The sequence below is a fragment of the Idiomarina loihiensis L2TR genome (assembly GCF_000008465.1).
Classification (GTDB): domain Bacteria; phylum Pseudomonadota; class Gammaproteobacteria; order Enterobacterales; family Alteromonadaceae; genus Idiomarina; species Idiomarina loihiensis.
Window position 1 is genome coordinate 1,220,404 of the sequence record NC_006512.1, and the last position, 17,903, is coordinate 1,238,306.

The 17,903-nt window shown below is 48.3% G+C and carries 21 protein-coding genes and 1 tRNA gene; 6 read left to right on the plus strand and 16 right to left on the minus strand.

Features of this window, described 5'->3' with window-relative positions:
• Positions 1–70: 70 nt before the first annotated feature.
• The 11 genes from flgJ to IL_RS05885 form a co-directional block, all read right to left on the minus strand.
• Positions 71–1,048 (minus strand): flagellar assembly peptidoglycan hydrolase FlgJ, encoded by a 978-nt coding sequence (flgJ, locus tag IL_RS05835; protein ID WP_011234390.1) that lies wholly within the window; start codon positions 1,046–1,048, stop codon positions 71–73.
• 14 nt (positions 1,049–1,062) lie between these two features.
• Complete coding sequence (locus IL_RS05840; RefSeq protein ID WP_011234391.1) at positions 1,063–2,163, minus strand: flagellar basal body P-ring protein FlgI; 1,101 nt, start codon at positions 2,161–2,163, stop codon at positions 1,063–1,065.
• A gap of 10 nt (positions 2,164–2,173) precedes the next feature.
• Positions 2,174–2,848 carry a flagellar basal body L-ring protein FlgH gene (gene flgH, locus IL_RS05845; protein WP_011234392.1) on the minus strand — a complete coding sequence of 225 codons (675 nt, stop codon included), beginning with the start codon at positions 2,846–2,848 and terminating at the stop codon, positions 2,174–2,176.
• A 34-nt stretch (positions 2,849–2,882) separates the two neighbouring features.
• A complete protein-coding gene (flgG, locus tag IL_RS05850) occupies positions 2,883–3,671 on the minus strand; it encodes a flagellar basal-body rod protein FlgG (protein ID WP_011234393.1) in 789 nt (262 codons plus the stop codon).
• 21 nt (positions 3,672–3,692) lie between these two features.
• Complete coding sequence (locus IL_RS05855; RefSeq protein ID WP_011234394.1) at positions 3,693–4,436, minus strand: flagellar basal body rod protein FlgF; 744 nt, start codon at positions 4,434–4,436, stop codon at positions 3,693–3,695.
• Positions 4,437–4,555: 119 nt separating this feature from the next.
• Entirely contained in the window at positions 4,556–5,905 is a 1,350-nt protein-coding gene (flgE, locus tag IL_RS05860; protein ID WP_011234395.1) for a flagellar hook protein FlgE, read from the minus strand.
• Between the two features lie 15 nt (positions 5,906–5,920).
• On the minus strand, positions 5,921–6,604 hold the full coding sequence (flgD, locus tag IL_RS05865) for a flagellar hook assembly protein FlgD (protein ID WP_011234396.1): 684 nt from the start codon (positions 6,602–6,604) through the stop codon (positions 5,921–5,923).
• Between the two features lie 14 nt (positions 6,605–6,618).
• A complete protein-coding gene (gene flgC, locus IL_RS05870) occupies positions 6,619–7,071 on the minus strand; it encodes a flagellar basal body rod protein FlgC (RefSeq protein ID WP_011234397.1) in 453 nt (150 codons plus the stop codon).
• A 6-nt stretch (positions 7,072–7,077) separates the two neighbouring features.
• Positions 7,078–7,482 (minus strand): flagellar basal body rod protein FlgB, encoded by a 405-nt coding sequence (flgB, locus tag IL_RS05875; protein ID WP_011234398.1) that lies wholly within the window; start codon positions 7,480–7,482, stop codon positions 7,078–7,080.
• A gap of 100 nt (positions 7,483–7,582) precedes the next feature.
• Positions 7,583–8,419, minus strand: coding sequence for a CheR family methyltransferase (locus IL_RS05880; protein ID WP_011234399.1), 837 nt, complete (start codon positions 8,417–8,419; stop codon positions 7,583–7,585).
• A gap of 155 nt (positions 8,420–8,574) precedes the next feature.
• Entirely contained in the window at positions 8,575–9,510 is a 936-nt protein-coding gene (locus tag IL_RS05885; RefSeq protein ID WP_011234400.1) for a chemotaxis protein CheV, read from the minus strand.
• 162 nt (positions 9,511–9,672) lie between these two features.
• Between IL_RS05885 and flgA the strand changes: the two genes are divergently transcribed.
• The 6 genes from flgA (at position 9,673) to IL_RS05915 (ending at position 13,151) form a co-directional block, all read left to right on the plus strand.
• On the plus strand, positions 9,673–10,395 hold the full coding sequence (gene flgA / locus IL_RS05890; RefSeq protein WP_011234401.1) for a flagellar basal body P-ring formation chaperone FlgA: 723 nt from the start codon (positions 9,673–9,675) through the stop codon (positions 10,393–10,395).
• A gap of 116 nt (positions 10,396–10,511) precedes the next feature.
• The gene (gene flgM, locus IL_RS05895; protein WP_011234402.1) at positions 10,512–10,835 is read left to right on the plus strand and encodes a flagellar biosynthesis anti-sigma factor FlgM; all 324 of its coding nucleotides are present in this window, start codon (positions 10,512–10,514) and stop codon (positions 10,833–10,835) included.
• Positions 10,835–11,236, plus strand: coding sequence for a flagellar export chaperone FlgN (flgN, locus tag IL_RS05900; protein ID WP_011234403.1), 402 nt, complete (start codon positions 10,835–10,837; stop codon positions 11,234–11,236). Before flgM ends, flgN begins: the two co-directional genes overlap by 1 nt.
• A 57-nt stretch (positions 11,237–11,293) precedes the next feature.
• Complete coding sequence (locus tag IL_RS05905; RefSeq protein WP_011234404.1) at positions 11,294–11,773, plus strand: LPP20 family lipoprotein; 480 nt, start codon at positions 11,294–11,296, stop codon at positions 11,771–11,773.
• Between the two features lie 97 nt (positions 11,774–11,870).
• Entirely contained in the window at positions 11,871–13,034 is a 1,164-nt protein-coding gene (locus tag IL_RS05910; RefSeq protein ID WP_011234405.1) for a flagellar assembly protein FlgT, read from the plus strand.
• A 40-nt stretch (positions 13,035–13,074) separates the two neighbouring features.
• A tRNA-Arg gene (locus IL_RS05915) sits at positions 13,075–13,151 on the plus strand.
• A gap of 6 nt (positions 13,152–13,157) precedes the next feature.
• Here IL_RS05915 and IL_RS05920 read toward each other — a convergent pair.
• Genes IL_RS05920 through IL_RS05940 form a run of 5 tightly spaced genes read right to left on the minus strand, consistent with a single transcriptional unit; the run spans position 13,158 to position 17,902 of the window.
• Positions 13,158–13,961: a sterol desaturase family protein gene (locus IL_RS05920; RefSeq protein WP_011234406.1), complete on the minus strand. Its 804-nt coding sequence runs from the start codon at positions 13,959–13,961 to the stop codon at positions 13,158–13,160.
• The gene (locus IL_RS05925; protein ID WP_011234407.1) at positions 13,954–14,592 is read right to left on the minus strand and encodes a CDP-alcohol phosphatidyltransferase family protein; all 639 of its coding nucleotides are present in this window, start codon (positions 14,590–14,592) and stop codon (positions 13,954–13,956) included. Before IL_RS05925 ends, IL_RS05920 begins: the two co-directional genes overlap by 8 nt.
• On the minus strand, positions 14,585–15,253 hold the full coding sequence (locus tag IL_RS05930) for an ATP-binding cassette domain-containing protein (protein ID WP_011234408.1): 669 nt from the start codon (positions 15,251–15,253) through the stop codon (positions 14,585–14,587). The genes IL_RS05925 and IL_RS05930 overlap by 8 nt, the downstream gene beginning before the upstream one ends.
• Positions 15,237–16,856: an ABC transporter permease subunit gene (locus tag IL_RS05935; protein WP_011234409.1), complete on the minus strand. Its 1,620-nt coding sequence runs from the start codon at positions 16,854–16,856 to the stop codon at positions 15,237–15,239. The genes IL_RS05930 and IL_RS05935 overlap by 17 nt, the downstream gene beginning before the upstream one ends.
• Complete coding sequence (locus tag IL_RS05940; RefSeq protein WP_011234410.1) at positions 16,835–17,902, minus strand: ABC transporter substrate-binding protein; 1,068 nt, start codon at positions 17,900–17,902, stop codon at positions 16,835–16,837. Before IL_RS05940 ends, IL_RS05935 begins: the two co-directional genes overlap by 22 nt.
• Position 17,903 lies beyond the last annotated feature (1 nt).

Sequence of the window (17,903 nt, forward strand, 5' to 3'; positions counted from 1 at the left end):
TGTGACCGTTATCGGCACCTAGCAAATATTATTTAGTATAGGCGGCAATTTTTTGCCGCCTGCGGCACCACTAAATTTCTTTATCTACAAAAGCCGGGTTGTTTAACACCGACTGAATCTTCTGTGCATATTGAGGGTCGGTTGCGTAACCCGCACTTTGTAAAGCCTCCGCATACTGAGCCGGATCATCAGCTACTTGTAGGGCCTGCTGGTAACGCGGATGCTCCTTTATAAAGTCAACGTAGTCCTGCAAGCTCTGTTCCACATTAGCGTATGAACGAAACGCTGCGCGCTCTTTGCGGGCGACTTCACCATCGAACTCCAGGGTGCTGACATGAGACTTGTCACCGTCCCAGCGCGTATCCGCTTTAATGTTGAACAGGTTGTTACTGGAACCGCCGTGACGCCCTGGTACCAAACGCTTGCCCCAGCCGGTTTCCAGTGCCGCCTGTGCCATCAGAACATCCGGATTTAAACCGGCTTCTTTGGCGATTTTCTCGGCATGAGGCTTTAGCGCAGCAATAAAGCTTTGCGGGGAATTAAAAGTCGCATCGCCATCGCTCAGCTTGGCGGTATTCACTCGCTGATTCCCGTAATACAGACCCGCATCAATGCCGCCCTGGTCACTGACTTTCTGCGAGGCGCTGTTCATGTCGGCGCGGTTTTTCATGCGCGGGTCGTCGAGGTTCGCGCCATTGCGATTCATTGACGCCGGAACATAACTGTCGTCACCGCCTAACTGCTTTACCATCAACTCAGCCAAGCCCAGGGTTCCCTGGCTGGACAGTTCTGAAGTCAGCTGCTGGTCATACATATCGCGGTACATATTGGTGTAACGACTGTCCAATAAATTGTCTTTCTCAAACACCGCATTGGCCTTACGCATACTGCCCATGACCATGTTCAGAAATATGGCTTCAAACTGCTGCGCGGCTTCCATCAGCGCTTCTTTATCACCTGGTTTAAACGCACGCTGACGCAGCCCGTCCAGGCTGTGCGTATCCATAGCGTGTTGCGCTTGTTTTAGATGAGAATCTGAAACCGTCATAATATTAACTGCCGTTAAATAACGATGAGTTCACCGGATAATGCACCGGCCTGCTTTAATGCTTCCAGCACGGCAATCATGTCGCCCGGGGCGGCACCAATTTGATTCACCGCTCGCACTAAATCATTCAATGTTGTACCCGGCTGGAATACAAACATGCGTGCATCTTCCTGATTTACGTCAATAATGCTCTGAGGAGTAATCGCTGTTTCGCCATCGGCGAATGGATTCGGCTGATCGACGTTCACATTCTCAGCAATGGTAACCTGCATGTTACCGTGAGCCACGGCTGCCGGTCTCAACTCGACGTTCTGACCCACGACAATGGTGCCGGTACGCGCGTTCACAATGATTTTCGCTGACGCAGATGCCTGCTGAACTTCCAGATTTTCAAGCGTCGACATATAGCTTACGCGTTGGCTTAAATCTCGGGGAGCTCGCACCCGAACCGAAGTCGCATCAACGGCCTGGGCTGTACCATCGCCAACTAAATTGTTAATGGTTTCAGCCATGCGCTTCGCGGTCGTGAAATCGGACTGATGCAAATTAAAGGTAAGATAATCGGAAGAGCCAAAGCCAGAGCGCACTTCACGCTCAACAACGCCACCATTAGGAATACGACCGACAGTCGGCGTATTAATAACTATACGAGAGCCGTCGTTACCTTCAGCCCCCAGGCCACCTACAATAAGACTGCCCTGCGCTACCGCATAAACTTCCCCATTGGCGCCTTTTAAAAAAGTCTGCATCAAAGTGCCGCCGGTCAGACCATCGGCGCTGCCGACAGAAGACACCGTCACATCAATTTTTTGTCCGGGTTTAGCAAAGGCCGGTAACTCCGCATGCACGGCAACTGCCGCGACATTATCAATTTTTGGACGTTCATTTGCCGGAATATTAATACCGAAGTTGCCCAGCATGGTACGGAAAGTCTGATCGGTGAAAGGCGTTTGTTCTCCGGTACCAGGCAGACCGACTACTAAACCATAACCAATTAGTTGGTTAGAACGAACTCCCTGAACCGAAGCAATGTCTTTTATACGCGAAGCCTGTACCGGTGCCGCAAGCATTGACAATAAACTTACCGCCAGCGCAAAAATTTTAAGCGTTCTCATACCTTACTCCTTAGAATGGCCATATCGGGCTGTTAAAGAAGCGAGTTAACCACCCCTGCTCCTGAACCTGAGCCAGACTACCGGTACCCGAGTATTCAATGCGCGCATTGGCGACACGGGTTGACGGGATTTGGTTTGCTGCTGTTATATCCTGGGGACGGATCATGCCGGTTAAACGAATGTACTCGTCACCCGTATTAATGCGCATCCACTTTTCACCACGAACAATTAAGTTACCGTTTGGCAGCACTTTTATAACTGTTACGGTAATTTCACCATTCAACTGATTACTTTGGTCTGAGCTGCCGTCACCACTGAATTCTCGAGTGCCATTAATACCGGCAGACAGCGGATTACCGCCGACGGTAATATTACGTCCAAACGCCGTGGGTGCAGCTAATTCAGCTGTACTCTCTTTTGATGTTTCCGTTGTAGCCGTTTTGCTGGCTGTCGTTTGTTCCCGCAAAGTGACCGTAATAATGTCACCTAACCGGCGAGCTTTAATATCGGAATACAAATTATCCGCGTAAGCATCCTGAAACAGAGAACCCGTTGGCACCACAGGCTGAGCACGCTCTTCCGGCAATACGGGTGCGTAATATGGGTCATCCGGCATGGGTTTATGCGGCGTTTGCACACAACCGGCTAAAACCAATGCGGTTAAAGAGAAAAGTAAAGAACGCATAAAGTCACCCGCTATTATTTAATGACGACAACAATTAAAGCTGCTGGTTAATGTAACTCAGCATCTGATCCACAGACGAAATCACTTTAGAATTCATCTCGTAGCCGCGCTGGCTCTCAATTAAGTTCACCAACTCTTCAGTCACATTCACATTCGAAGTTTCCAGCGCGCCCTGAATGGTGTTACCCATTCCGTCAACACCCGGAACCGCCTCTAAAGGAGCACCACTTACTGCGGTTTCTTTATAAAGGTTCTGTCCCATAGGTTGTAAACCGGCCGGGTTAATAAAGTTAACCAGGTTAATCTGACCAACCACTACGTTATCCGGGTTACCAGGCTGCGTAACAGTAACCTCACCTTCTTGTGAAATACTGACCGACATAGCGTCTTCCGGTATCTGAATAGCAGGCTCAATGGTATAACCATTACCCGAAGTCACAATTTCCCCTTCTTCATTTAAAGAAAATTGACCATTACGGGTATAGGAAATATTGCCATCCGGCATTAGCACCTGAAAGAAACCTTTTCCGTCAATCATCACATCAAGCGAATTGTCGGTGGTCTGCACGTTGCCCTGGGTATGAGACTTTTGCGTTGCAACAACTTTGGTACCGGCGCCCAGCATTAAACCATTAGGTAATTCGGTGTCCTGTGCAGACTGACCGCCCGGCTGGTTAATATTCTGGTACAGCAAGTCTTCAAACACTGCCCGACTCTTTTTAAAGCCAATAGTGCTGGAGTTCGCCAGGTTGTTGGAAATAACTGAAATATCGCGCTGCTGCGCGTCCAATCCGGTTTTACTTATCCATAATGCTGGGTTCATGGTCTTTCTCCTGGGCTAAACTTAGCTCATTCTCATCAGCGACTCAGAACGCTGAGCATTCTCGTCGGCCGTTTTCATTAATTTGACGTTCATTTCATACTGGCGCTGCAAGGCAATCATGTGCGTCATTTCTTCGACACTATTTACATTACTGCCTTCCAGAGCGCCAATTTGCAGTTTTACGTTGGCATCGGCGAAAGCTTGTTGGTCGTCTTTTAACTTAAACAGGCCATCGTTGCCTTTTTCCATATTACCGTTCGGCGGGTTTACTAATTTAATGCGGTCAATCACTTCCATCGCGTTCGCCGGAGCTCCCATCGGACGTATAGAGACATTCCCGTTCGCTCCAATAACCAGATTATCTATCGGCATAGGAACAAATATGGGGCCGTTATTGCCGAGCACTGTCTGCCCTGTTGAGTTTTTCAACAAGCCATCAGTGCCGACTTCAAGGCTACCATTGCGGGTATAACGTTCATTACCGCTGCCATCGTCGACTGCAATCCAGCCCTGATCTTTAATGGCAACATCCATGTTCCGGCCGGTTGTTTGTATTGCTCCACTGGCAAAATTTTGCCCGGGGCTTTCCGTCATAGAAAATACCCGAGTTGGCAAACCTTCACCAAAGGCCTGCATGGCCCGCGCCTGTTGCAAGTCGCCTTTAAACGCCGTGGTATTGGCGTTAGCTAAGTTGTTGGCACGAACAGCGACGGCGTTCATATTTTCCTTCGCGCCGCTCATTGCTACCCATAGCATCTTGTCCATAGCTGACCTCCAGCCAAAATTTTGTCATCTGCGGTTTATTATTAAGACAATGCAGATTTCGTGCCAAAAACAAAAAAGACGCCCGAAGGCGTCTTTTTAAGCTAATAACCGAGAAGTTATTATCGAATCTGAAGAATCGTCTGGTTAATGGTGTTGTTAACTTCTAACGAACGCGAGTTCGCCTGGAAGTTACGCTGGGCGGTAATCAAATCAACCAGTTCTTTGGTCAGATTAACGTTAGAGTTTTCCAGCGCTGAAGCTTCAATACCACCGAAAGTTCCGGTATTTGCTTCACCAGAAAGCGGCTCGCCAGAGTCAATACTTTCACGCCACTTGGTACCGCCAATTTGCGTTAAGCCCTGCTCATTGGCAAAGCGAACAATAGCAACCTGGCCTAAGTATTGAACATCACCATTTGAGTAGGTTGCCGCAATAAGACCTGACTTGTCGATATCAACGTTAGTCAGACGGCCTACGGTGCTACCGTCCTGATCCAAAGCAGTTACTTCAAAATCTGACGCAAACTGAGTCGGCGTTGTGGTTCCTGTTAAATCCTGAAAGTTAAACTGGATAGTTTGCGCATCAGCACCATTATTCAGGTACGGGTCGCCATCAACGTTGTTGCCTGACAAGTCGATTGAGCCTGGGTCAAAAGTATTCTGGCCTGCCGCGACATCCGGATCACCACTGCCTAAAAACTCTACTCGTAAACCGGCATAACCATTGACCGACGCATCCGGCGAGGCTGTTGCTGTGCCTGTAGGAGTCATGTCAATTTCGTCACCATCAAAAGTCGCGTAGACATCCCACTGGTTATTATCGCGCTTCACATAATAAGTAGACAACGTATGCGATTCACCTAATGAATCATAAACGGTAGCCGATGTAGAACTTTGGTAAGTACTTGGTGTTTCCGGATCAAACGGATTCGCTGCGCCATCAATTGGCGAACGACGCGCATCGACGTTAAATGCGGTAAATACATTATCAGTGCTTTGCGGCGCACCGGCGACATCAGGAATACGAATTGGCTGAGTGGTTGCCAAAGCAACTGAGGAGTTAGTGCCGCTATTACGGTCAACCTGATACCCTTGCAAATAGTTACCCTGGTTATCCACAATAAACTTATCGTCGTTCAGTTTGAACGCTCCTGAGCGCGTGTAAGTCATATCGCGAGAGCCTAAACCGTCTGTAGTGGCAAAAAAGCCGTTGCCTGAAATCGCCATATCCAGCGAGTTTTCCGTGAACTCTAATGTGCCCTGACTAAACTGCTGAGCCACTGATGACGTCAAAACACCGTCACCCACTTTCGTATTACCGGCGTTGAAAATACTGGTCGCATAAACGTCAGCGAATTCCGCACGCGACTGTTTAAAGCCGGACGTTTTTACGTTTGAAATATTATTAGCGGTTACATCTAGATCTTTCTGAGATGCGTTGATACCGCTGAGTGCAATTTTAAATGACATAAGTCACCTCTCTTGTTAGCTAATTTCAGTTACATCAGAAAGCTTGATGCCACCTAATCCTTTAAGATTCAAAACCACACCGCGGTCACCGCCGGTGCTGACACTTTGTACACGAGCGTGCATCTGTATAGGCAATTCTTCAGTTTTGCCACCAACTTGAGCATTCACCGAGAACGAATAATTACCAGCAGGCGCTTCGTCGCCGTTAGCCATTTTTCCATCCCACTCAAACTCTTTCGTGCCCTGGGGCATATCGCCAATCTCAATGGTCTTGACCGTAGCACCGGTTGAGTCCTTGATATTAATCTTCACGTTTTGTGCAGACTGGGGGGTTGCAATCATGCCTGTTACGCCGGCTCCGGTTTCCAGGTTAGCCTGGTCAGTCGGTACCAACACTTTACGCCCGACCATAGTTGACGCTTGCAACGCCTGATTTGACGTCATATCACTGGCGAACTGGTCAAAACGCTCTGAAAGCCCGGTTATTCCCTCTGCCATAGTAAAGTTGGTCATCTGAGCAATCATCTGGTCATTTTCGACCGGCTTAGACGGGTCCTGCATGCTAAGCTGCTCGGTTAACAGCCTGAAAAAATCTTCCTGCTCAAGCTTGCTCCGCTCATCTGGATCAGCATATCTGGCATCGTCTTCCTTCTTCCATTTCATATCATCTATATAGGAATTACTGCTTACGCCTTCCATTTGTTATCTCCTGCTTATCCTTGACCCAGACGTAATAAACGCTGTGTCATTGTTTTGGCAGTGTCCGCTACCTGCACGTTGGTCTGGTAGGAACGCGAAGCCGAAATCATATTGGCCATCTCTTCCATGGTGTTGACGTTGGGGCGGTAGATATAACCGCTTTCGTCCGCCATGGGATGGTTTGGTGCATATTCAATTTGCAGTGGGTCCTGGCTTTCCACTATTCCCATAACTTTAACACCCGCTTCCTGACCCGCCTGAGTCTGGTTCGTCAGGCTGTTGCCCTTGTAATTGCCGCTGGCATCGGCTAACGCGGTCGCAAAAACTGGGTTTCTGGCTCTGTAAGTTTCATCAATACTGCTGCTAATTGAGTTAGCGTTTGCCAGGTTACTGGCCGTTGTATTCAGCCGTACAGACTGCGCACTCATGGCAGAACCGGTCACATTAAAAATATTAAACAGACTCATGACTTATTATCTCCCTTGTCCGCCCAGGGCTTTCTTCACACCGCTGATGCGGCCGTCAAGAAAGTTCATGGTCATTTCATACTCCAATGCATTTTGGGCATACAAGTTTTGTTCCAACTGCACATCAACGGTGTTGCCGTCGCCGGTATCCGGTTGAGATGGAGTGCGGAACTTCTCGGTTCCCTGGGGTTTTACTTCAACGCTGAAATGCTGTTCGTGAGTACGCGCCATTTTGTGGTTTTCCATACCGCGTTGCGCTTGCTGCAACGCTTGCTGGAAGTCCAGGCCTTTGGCTTTATAGCCGGGGGTATCGGCATTGGCAATATTGTTGGCAATAAGCTCCGCCCGCTGAGTGCGTACACCCAGCGTGTGTTGCTGTATTCCCATAAGCTTGTCCATGGAAAGTGCCATATTTTTGTCTCCACAGTGTTCGATAGTGAAGACAATGCAGGAAGTGTGCCAATTTAAAGAGGGGTTATTACTTTTTCAGGCGGATATTTCCTGTAGGAAACTATTTTCTTCGGTAAATGATACCTGGCTGGCAGCGGATCATCTCAAAATCCTCAGTAAGTCCGGAAATAGACTCAGAAGCACCAAGGAAAAGATAACCGCCGGGGTTCAGCGATTGCCGGAATTGGGCAATAATTTTCCGCTTTACTTCAGGGGCAAAGTAAATAAGGACATTGCGGCAAAAAATAACATCAAATTTGCCCAGCAGAGAATAGCTGTCCAGCAAGTTCAAATGACGGAAATGAATAAACTGTTTAAGCTCGTCTTTTACTCTCATGGAGCCGGCTTTCGTTTCGGCGTCCGTAAAAAACTTCTTTCGCCGTTCAGCCGACAAACCACGCGCAAGTGCCAGGCTATCGTACTCGCCAATGGCACACTGCTCGAGTACCTTATTGGAAATATCGGTTGCTGTTACTTTTATGCCAGCTCTTAGCCCACCCGGGTTCTTCGCCTTATACTCTAAGTACGTCATGGCAATAGAATAAGGCTCCTGCCCCGAGGAACAGGCGGCAGACCAAATCTTTAAAGGCCCGGCGTGATTTTTATATTCAGGGAGAATACGGTCATTCAAAATTTCAAACGGGTAAGTGTCACGAAACCATAAGGTTTCGTTGGTTGTCATGGCATCAATAACAGCCGCCCGCAAAGCCCGTTCACTTAGCTTCATTGAACGTTTTACAAGCTCCGCCAGCGAATCGATATTAAACCGGCCCATTAAAGGGCCTAACCGACTCTTCACCAGATACAGTTTACTCTCACCCAACACGATACCGCATTGATGCTCAAGGAACTGACGAAATTCCTGATACTCCGATAAACTTAATTCGCGATTTATCACGTTATATAAACAACTTCCGTTTCAGTTTCATTCGTTTCGTAGCCTGACGTTTAACGTCAGGTTCAATATTCTTACCCGGCACCTAAGTTTGCTACGAGACCGTAGCCTGACGTTCACGTCAGGTCGAATATCGCACCTGATGCAATAGCATCAGGCTACGCAATAACTTCTGTATTAAGCCATTTTTGTACGGCGGTCGCCAGTTCATCGGGATGAAACTTAGCAATAAAGTCATCGGCGCCCACTTTCTTCACCATAGCCTGATTGAATACACCACTCAATGATGTATGCAAAATAACATGGATATCACGTAAATCTGGGTCAGCTTTTAACTCGGCGGTAAGCGTATAACCGTCCATAACCGGCATTTCTACATCGGAGACCAAAACGGGCACATGAGGATGCACTAAGCCCCCCACTTCCTTGGCTTTATCTTTTAAGTAATCTAACGCTTCTTTACCGTTCTTTTTAACTTCGAGCGTAATACCCAAAGACTGCAATGCACGTTTTATCTGGTTACGGGCAACCGAAGAGTCATCCGTAATCAAAATGGTTAAATCTTCTTTTGCAACATTGATAGGTGCATTCGCAACTTCTTCGCTGACATCCATATTAGCCGGCATAATATCAGCTAAAATGCGTTCCACATCAATAATTTCAATTAATTCATCTTCCACTTTGGTCACCGCGGTAAGATACGCATCTCTTCCGGTACCTTTGGGCGGCGGCATCACATCTTCCCAGTTGATGTTAATGATGCGATCAACCCCTTCAACCAAAAAGCCCTGAATGGTTCGGTTGTACTCAGCAATAATGACGAAACGATTCTGAATATCGGTTAGCGCCCGACCACCGGTCGCCATACTCAAGTCAATAATAGATATAGCCTGACCACGGATGTGCGCAATGCCACGAACCAGAGGGTTACGATTAGGCATTGCGGTAAGTTTAGGGCATGGCAATACTTCGCGTACTTTAAATACGTTAATGCCGAAGCGTTGTTTCCCATTTAGGTGAAACATTAATAGTTCCAGCCGGTTTTGACCGACCATTTGTGTGCGTTGATTCACTGAATCGAGAATGCTAGCCATTGTTCACTCCTGTTATGTGGCAGGCTACTTCTACTTCGGCACGGTATTTGCTTACATCTACATTAACCATACTGAAACCATCGAACTGCCGATCTTTTGACGTTATACCGTTTTTTTCGGCACTCGAACAGATAACCTTAACGGATAACATCAGGAATTTTTATGATAGTACGTAAATCGCTGCTGATCAGTTCGATTTTTTTTATAACTTGTGGCATTAATTCCGTTAACGCAAAAACGAGCGGTTCAGATGAAAGTCTGCGCTTTAATTACAAAGCGTTACAGGAACTGGCTCACAATTATGTGGAACAACGGGTTTCAGCGCCGGATAATGGTCGTGTGGAAGTCGTTGCCAATAACCTCGACCCGCGCATGGCTCCCAAAATTTGTTCGCAGCCACCAAAAGTAGGCCTGGCAACTAACGCCAACCTCGACAGCTACACTACCATTGAAATTGAATGTGTAGGCAAAACTAACTGGCGCACCTATGTGCCTGTTCGAATTTATCGCTACAAAAATGTTGTTACCGCAGCCTCACCTATGGCTCCGGGTCAAATGATAAGCGAGAGTGATTTAGTGTTTTCCGAAGTTGACCTTAACCGGGTTCGCTCAAATGTGTTTACTGACATGACGGCTTTAGTTGGAGCCCGCATTAAAAAGCGCATTGCTGCAGGTCAGGCAATAAGTGCCAGCGATACATGTCTTGTATGTGAGGGGCAAAGCGTTACAATAGTTGCACAAGATAAAACGTTGCGAATTACTGCCGCCGGAAGAGCCCTGGCTGATGGTCTCAAAGGTGAATCGGTTGTTGTTGAGAACGCACGGTCGAACAAATCAATACAAGCGGTTGTCACAGGACTAAACGAAGTGACTGTTAATTTATAAAATGCTTAATCAGAACCTGACGTGAGCGTCAGGCTACGTACTAAAATTTTTATTAAAGTATTTTTAAGTGTGGTCGATAAGTAACCGAGACATATTATCTAGCGAGGCTAAAAACCATGTCAATTAACATTAACAATGCCGGGCTGAAAAATGCCAACATTGATAGCAAATCCAGCAACCGTCAAGTACAGAGCGATGCTCCGGCTAAGCCTGCTGCGGTTTCGCAAAAAGGTGGTGAGGCCGTTTCGTTAACCAGCGAAGCGCAACAACTGAGTGGCTTACAGGAAAAAGCAATGAACAGCAGCGGCATTGACCAGGCCAAAGTTGATAAAATTAAAGCCGACATTGAAAGCGGCTCGTACAAAATTAACGTTGAACAACTGGCCAATAAACTGGCTCAGTTTGAGTCTGACCTGTTCAGTAACGGCAGCAACGAATAATGACCGTGTTGGCGCCTGTTAACGATATATTACAGGATATGGCAGACTCGCTGGAAAACCTTGCGTTGTTACAACAACGTGAGCTTAATGCCATTGTCGAGCGCCAACACGCTGATGTTAATGCTATTGCCGACGCCAAAGAAAAAACGCTTATCCATATTAGCGAACTCGACCAGCAATTGGCTCAACACCCTGACAACGAACAGTTAAAAGACGACGCGGACTTAGCTGAAGCGGTTGCTGCTATTAAGGCCACCCTCTCTGACGTTCAGCATCAAAGTCAGGTTAATGAACGCGTGGTGCAGTCAACGCTAAACAGTATTGAGCAGTTAAAACAGTCCATTTTACAGTCCGCACGAAAAGATACCCTTACCTACAATAGTAAAGGTAAAATCCGTTAAAGATTTTGCCAGTCCAGCCGTTATAACCATAAGTACTTTGTTCAATCAGAGGTCGTTATGGCTAAGCATTTACTCTCTTTAGCTCTACTTGCATCTGCGCTGTTATTAAGCGGCTGTAGTGCTTACAACAAAATTGTGTACGATCAAAAGCACGTTGAATGGGAAACCCAAACCCCAAGTGAATTTCCAGTGCTGAATGCGGTTGGCTACGCCCCTATTGAAACTCAGCAAGGCGAAAATGCACAGCTAAAAGACTTAAACGCCATGCGCGCCTCTAAGTTAGCCGCTTACCGCGAGCTTGCTGAACAAGTCTATGGCCAACGCATCGCCGGTAGTAGCTCGGTGGAAGACTGGGCCTTAAACCGCGACAGTTTTCAGGCCTCTGTAGACGGAGTGATTCGTGGTGCAGAAGTGGTTAAGACCTATACTGTTGGAGACTACTACGCGACTGAGTTGCGTCTTGATTTCGAAAAGGTTCACCGCCTGTATCAAAGCACCAACCGTCAGCAGAAAGTGAAACGCGTTGTCTATTATTAAGCGCCACTTTTATTGAGTTAAACATGGCAGGGTTTTTGCAGTTAATTCCGATAGTAAAGTAACGACTAAAAACTGACACTTGGGATGCATTAACACCATGAACTGGAAAACCCTGCTACTTATCATCTCTGTTTTCTTTATTGCTATGCCAAGCGAAGCGCGTTGGGTGGAAGCTCAGGGCACTGCCCGCATTATTAATGGTGACACCAATGCCGCACGCGAAAAAGCCATCGAAAACGCCCTTCAGCAGGCATTGTTAACCTCTGGTGGTAACATCTCCAGTATTCAGCAAGTGGTTGACGGCGTTTTACAAAACACCGAAACCCAGTGGAATAGCCAGGGCAATGTTGACCAGGTGACCATAGTTCGCGAAGAAGTTCGCGACGACCGCGTTATTGTTCTGCTTCGTGCGGACATCTGGAACCGCGAAGGCGACTGCACCCGCAGCAGCTACAAAAACTCCGTGACCGTTGTTCCTTTTGAACTACGCGACCGCGCCCATGGTACCTGGGGACAAATTTGGGAAATAGGCAAAGTAGCGGCCGAGCGTTTAGCCCGTGAATTAGGCGGTGTTGGCAGCCAGTTGCAGATTGCCCACACCCTGCACCGTCACGCCGGTTTAGACCGGGCTCTCAGCGGCCTGAACCTGGAAGAATTAGGTCGTATGTCCCGCAGCATTGGTTTAGCCAACGACAGTCAGTTTGTTATTTTCGGCATGTTCGACGACCTGGCCATGATGGATACTAAATCTAGCTGGTTTTGGTCCAGCGACCCCGATCGCCATTACGCATTAACACTTTACCTTCTCGATGCCACCACCGGGCAGCTAGTAACCCGTGCACGAGTTGAGAACACCCAACCCTGGACCTTTGATCGCACCACCAATGTGGATGTTGCTACTGCACAATTCTGGAATGAACCTTTTGGTGCAGCACTGGATAGCGGCCTGCGCGACTTAGCTTCCGGCGTAAAAGAACAGGTGGTTTGTAAGCCGGTGCGCGCCAGAATTATTGCCGTTGATGAAAACACCGTTCAATTCAACTTAGGTGAAAAGCACGGCGTACACACCGGCGATAAGCTAAAAATTGTGCAACCCAGCCATTTTACCGATGATCAGGGACGTTATCGTCAGAAGTGGCAGGTGAGTGAATTTGAAGTTGAGGTGTCCCAGGTGCAGCAGTCCACCGCCGTCGCTAAGTTGACGAAAGGGAACATGCTGCACAACGTTCAGGTGAACGACTGGGTGGTACCGGTTAACTGAGGGTGAAACCAGCGACAGCTTCTGGCATAATTCGCGGCACGTCCCCGTAGCTCAGCAGGATAGAGCAGCCGCCTCCTAAGCGGCAGGTCGCAGGTTCGACTCCTGCCGGGGACGCCATGTCTATTAATTCCGGGTAAAGGGGATCTTCAATAACCCCCAAAGTTTAGTGGTGAGTTTTGCGTCGCGGTATTCGTTCAGGCCAATATCGACATTGTCGGAGCCTGCCTTTGGCTTTGCAGTGAAGCTACGAAAGAGATGATCCCACCAACTGACACTGAAACCGTAGTTACTATTGGTTTCTTCTTTTTCTGTACTGTGGTGAATGCGGTGCAGCTCCTGGGTAATGAGTACTTTGCGCACGAGCTTTTCCACAGGTTTGGGCAGTGCCACATTGCCATGATTAAACAAGGAGCAGGCATTAAGAATAATCTCAAATACAATAACGCCTAACGCCGGAGCGCCCAACGCAAGAATGGCGGCCGCCTTTATGAAAAAACTCAGCACAATTTCGGCCGGATGAAATCGCAACCCGGTGGTAACGTCGAAGTCCGGATCGGCATGGTGCACCCGGTGCATTCGCCATAATAGAGGAATGCGGTGGAACAATCGGTGCTGCCAATAGATAACGATATCCAGTAAGACAATGCTGACTCCCATCGCCAACCAAAAGGGCATTTCTGTGCCCGCCTTGCTTAAGTAATGGAAAAGCCCCCAGCCGTTTTCTGATGCGACAAGCGCCACTCCGGTCAGGCCAACGGGCGCAATAATTCTCAGCAATACCGTATCGACGGCAACTATGGCGAGGTTTGCCGGCCAGCGCTGTTTACGGCTATAGCGGGGCTTGCGCTTAGGCGAGAAAAATTCCCACAACACCATAATAAGCAATACGCCAAGAAAAATAGTTAAGCGCCAGGCCGTTTCAGACATTGGTGCTCTCCGGCTTTGCCCCTGGCTGTTTCAGTGTGCGGTAACCGGCAACAATGCGGGTTATTGCGGTAAGCCAGCAGGCGGCAGCGAATATATAGGCCAGTACGGAAAAGTGCTGTGGCCATAAACAAAACGCCACAAAAGCTAAAATGGTTTCAAAACCTTCGGTTAAACCGCCCATATAATGCAGCGACTTATTCGGATATTCCGGGTTTTCAATACCGCGCTTTCCGGCAATGCAGGCAAAGGCCAGAAAGGTAGAGCCAGTCCCCATAAAAGTGACTAACAACAAGCCTGAGGCAATGGCGTTCTGTTCGGGCGACGCCAATAAAAAACCAAATACCACAGCACTGTAAAAAATGAAATCCAGCACAATATCGAGAAAACCACCGGCATCGGTTAACTGAGTGCGCCTTGCTACGGCGCCGTCCAGACCGTCGCACAGGCGGTTTAGTAAAATAGCGGCCAGCGCGAATTCATAAAGCTCAAAAGCTAAAAATGGCACTGCCAGCAAACCGATGATAAAACCCGTTATGGTGACCTGATCAGCGCTAACGCCGACACGAACTAATAATCGCGCCGGGAGGTCGAGAATTTTTCGGGTTGCCGGAAGTAGCTTAGGGTCAAACATTAGCGACGTCTCCTTTTACCTCAGTGCCATGTATTTCAAGCACACGACCGCAAGCATCGGCGCCGTCATGGGTGACTAATAAGGTTGGCATTTGTTTGTCTTTGAGTTGTGCAAAGGTCCACTGCCTGACTTCTTCTCGCAGACTGGTATCTAATGATGAAAACGGTTCGTCCAGTAACATAGCCTGCGGTTCTGCTAATAATGAGCAGATTAATGCGATTCGCGCATACTGCCCGCCGCTTAAGCTGTCGGGGTAAACAGCCCATTTATCCGTTAGCCCCAGATTGTTCAGCATGGCGAGAGCTTTGTCTTTTTGTTGCTGACGGTTTAATAGTGAACGGGGCTTTTGCGCAAAATAGCAGTTCTCTTCAACCGTTAAGTGCGGAAATAAACCACCTTTTTGAAACATCATGCCCAGTTGGCGTGCGGCAATTGAGTGCTCGCCGATATCTTCGCCGTTTAACCTTAACTCGCCCTGAATATGAAAGTTAGGCAAGGGTTCGCCAAGCACCCAGCGCAGCAAGGTCGACTTCCCCACACCACTGGAGCCCATCAGCGTGACAATTTCACCTTTTTCGACCGTCAGTTCATTCAGACTGAATAAAGGCTCAGTGCCATTTTTTGTGCGCCTTTTTATTTCGAGGTTACGAATGTTCAGCATAACTTTTTGTCCTGATGAGTCCGACAGCAATAAACACCACCAGTGGCAGTAGCATTTGTAGCAGCGCATAAAGGCTGCCAATACGCCAGTCCCCGCCGCTGGCAACGCTAACAGCTTCGGTGGTTAAAGTGGGCGTTAAGCTCTGCCCCAGCCATTGCGTTGGCAGGTACTGAGCAATACTAACCGAAAAGGCGACCGCAAAAGCCACTGCTATGGGCTGCTTTAGCATGGGTAGCATAATTCGCCACCAGGCGGCCCGGTAGCTATACCCCAAACTTTGAGACCGGGTTAGCCACTGCTCGTTAAAGCGGGTGTAAGCCCCGTGCAAAACCAGGTAGGCGTAAGGCAGAGTATATACAGCATGTGACCAGAACACCCACCACGGCTGCCAGCCACTACTCAATTGCCCGCCAACTAGCCGTTGCCAACCAAGCACCAGAGGCACCTGCGGAATAAACAAAGCCACAAGCACCGGCCAGTAAAACGAAGCGGCGGCTTTCTGTCGTTGCCGTTGTAGCAGAACAATTGCAGCTACCGTACCAACCAACGCACTGAGCAGCGCCAGCCATAAGCTATTCACTGTTGGCTCTGCTAAGTAAGCCCACTCCGTTTGCCAGCGCTCAAGGTTTAATTCAGCCGGCCACAAGTTTGGGTAAAACCAGTGTGTCGCTAAGCTCTGCATGGCTAAAACAACAATAACCCCCAACGACAGTACACCCAGAAGAATCCAGGTATAACGGCTGGCTTTATGTGTGTTGAGTTTTGCCCGTTGGGTTACTTTTTTACCTAGTACGAAGCGACGGTACAGAGCATAATGCCGCGCATTGATTAGCAGAAGTACCAAAGCCATAACCATTAAAACCCATGCACCGGTTATTGCCTTAACCTGACTACCGGCAGAGAACTGAAAACTCCATTCATACACACGCTGCGCAAGCACGCCCGGTGTGTTACTGCCCACTAACAGCGGAATATCGACCACTGACAGCGAGTAAATAATGACAGCCGCCATAGGCAGCGTTAAACGCCGTAAAAGTTCCGGCGTAACAATGCGCCACCAGGCTTGCCGTTCGCTGTAACCATAGCTTTGCGCCTGCGTCATCCATGAATTAACGGGCAACTGTTTTAGCTGAGCCGATATCATTAGTAGTAAAAATGGCAGCTCTTTTAAAATTAGAACCACCATAACCGTCACTAACGACTTTTCGGATAATGGCCAGCTTGCCGGTGGTGCCGGGAACACTCCGCTGACGCTTTCCACTAAACGTATCAGCCAGCCGGACGGGCTCATTAACAACATAAGGCCGACCGCAAAGGCCACATGCGGAATGGACAAAAGTGGAGACAGGAGTTGCTGCAGACGAACGTTTTTTAATAATACCGGAGCCATCCACAGCGCTAAATAGCAAGCAACTAGTGGCGCGGCTACGGCGAGTATAAGGCTTGAAGCTATTGAATCGTAATCTGCCAGCAGCTCAGTTAAGGCTACTAAGTTGACGCCGGTTTCAGGGTCAAATGACCTAATCAGCAGAAAAAGCACACCACTGCCAACCGGCAGAATAATGAGCAATAACCAGACAACTACTGATAACGTGCGGACCATTCCCGCTCCAGATACTCCTGCCAACTGGCATGAAAGTCGTCGGTGGGTTCCAGCAGCGAAGAGCCTTGCGCACTTTTAAGAACGGAAGGATCACCCCAGCGATTGATATCGGCTTTTCGTTGCTGCGCTTTTTCAGACAATAAAAACTCGATAACCGCTTTCGCGGTTTCGGGGTTATTGGAACTGTTCGGCACCGCCAAATAATGGTTATTGGTTATGGCTTTGTCTGACAACGTATGACGCTCAACGCCCGCAGGCAACCGACCATGATTTACCAGGGTTTTATAATCATTGGGATTAAAGCTGACCGCCATCAGTAACTGGCCATTTGCCAGATATGATATTTGCTCACCAGCTGAGGAAGGAAAATTCTCGCCCTGCTGCCATAACAATGGGTGCAGTTTGTCTAAATAGCGCCATAAAGGCTCTGTTAGTTCATTTGCATTGGTGCTATTCACCGGCTGCTGAAATAGGTCGCGCTGTTGCGGACACAGAGACAACAACAACGATTTTAATAAGGTAGTGCCATGAAAGTCCGGCGGTTTGGGGTAGCTGATGCGCCCTTTATTTTCCCGGGCGGCGTTAAGTAGGCTCTCGGCGCTCACCGTTTTTTTGGCGAAAAGCCCGGGGCGGCTAATAAGGTTAAATTGCCCAACGCCCCAGGGCACTTCCAGCCCATTCACCGGTTCGCCGAAGTCAGTTTGCCAGTTAAGCTCCGGGTTAATATTATTCATTGCCTTAATTTCACCGGCAATGGAACGCAAAGCGCCAGCTTCTTTAAGTGCATGGAAATTTTCACCGTTTATCCAGATAATATCCGCATTGGAATGACCGTCGATAATCTGCTTAACCACCTCAGAGGCGTCCGCCACTTTATTATGGCGCAGCTGAATGCCCTGCTCTTGCAGTTCTTTTTGCGCCCAACGTAAGTAACTGTTTACTTCCGGCGAGCCACCCCAGGCATAAAAGTTAACCACTTCTGCCTTTAAAGGTAAGGCGGAAAAAAGTGTCACTAGCAATAAACTGATGGCAGCAGTAAAACGCATT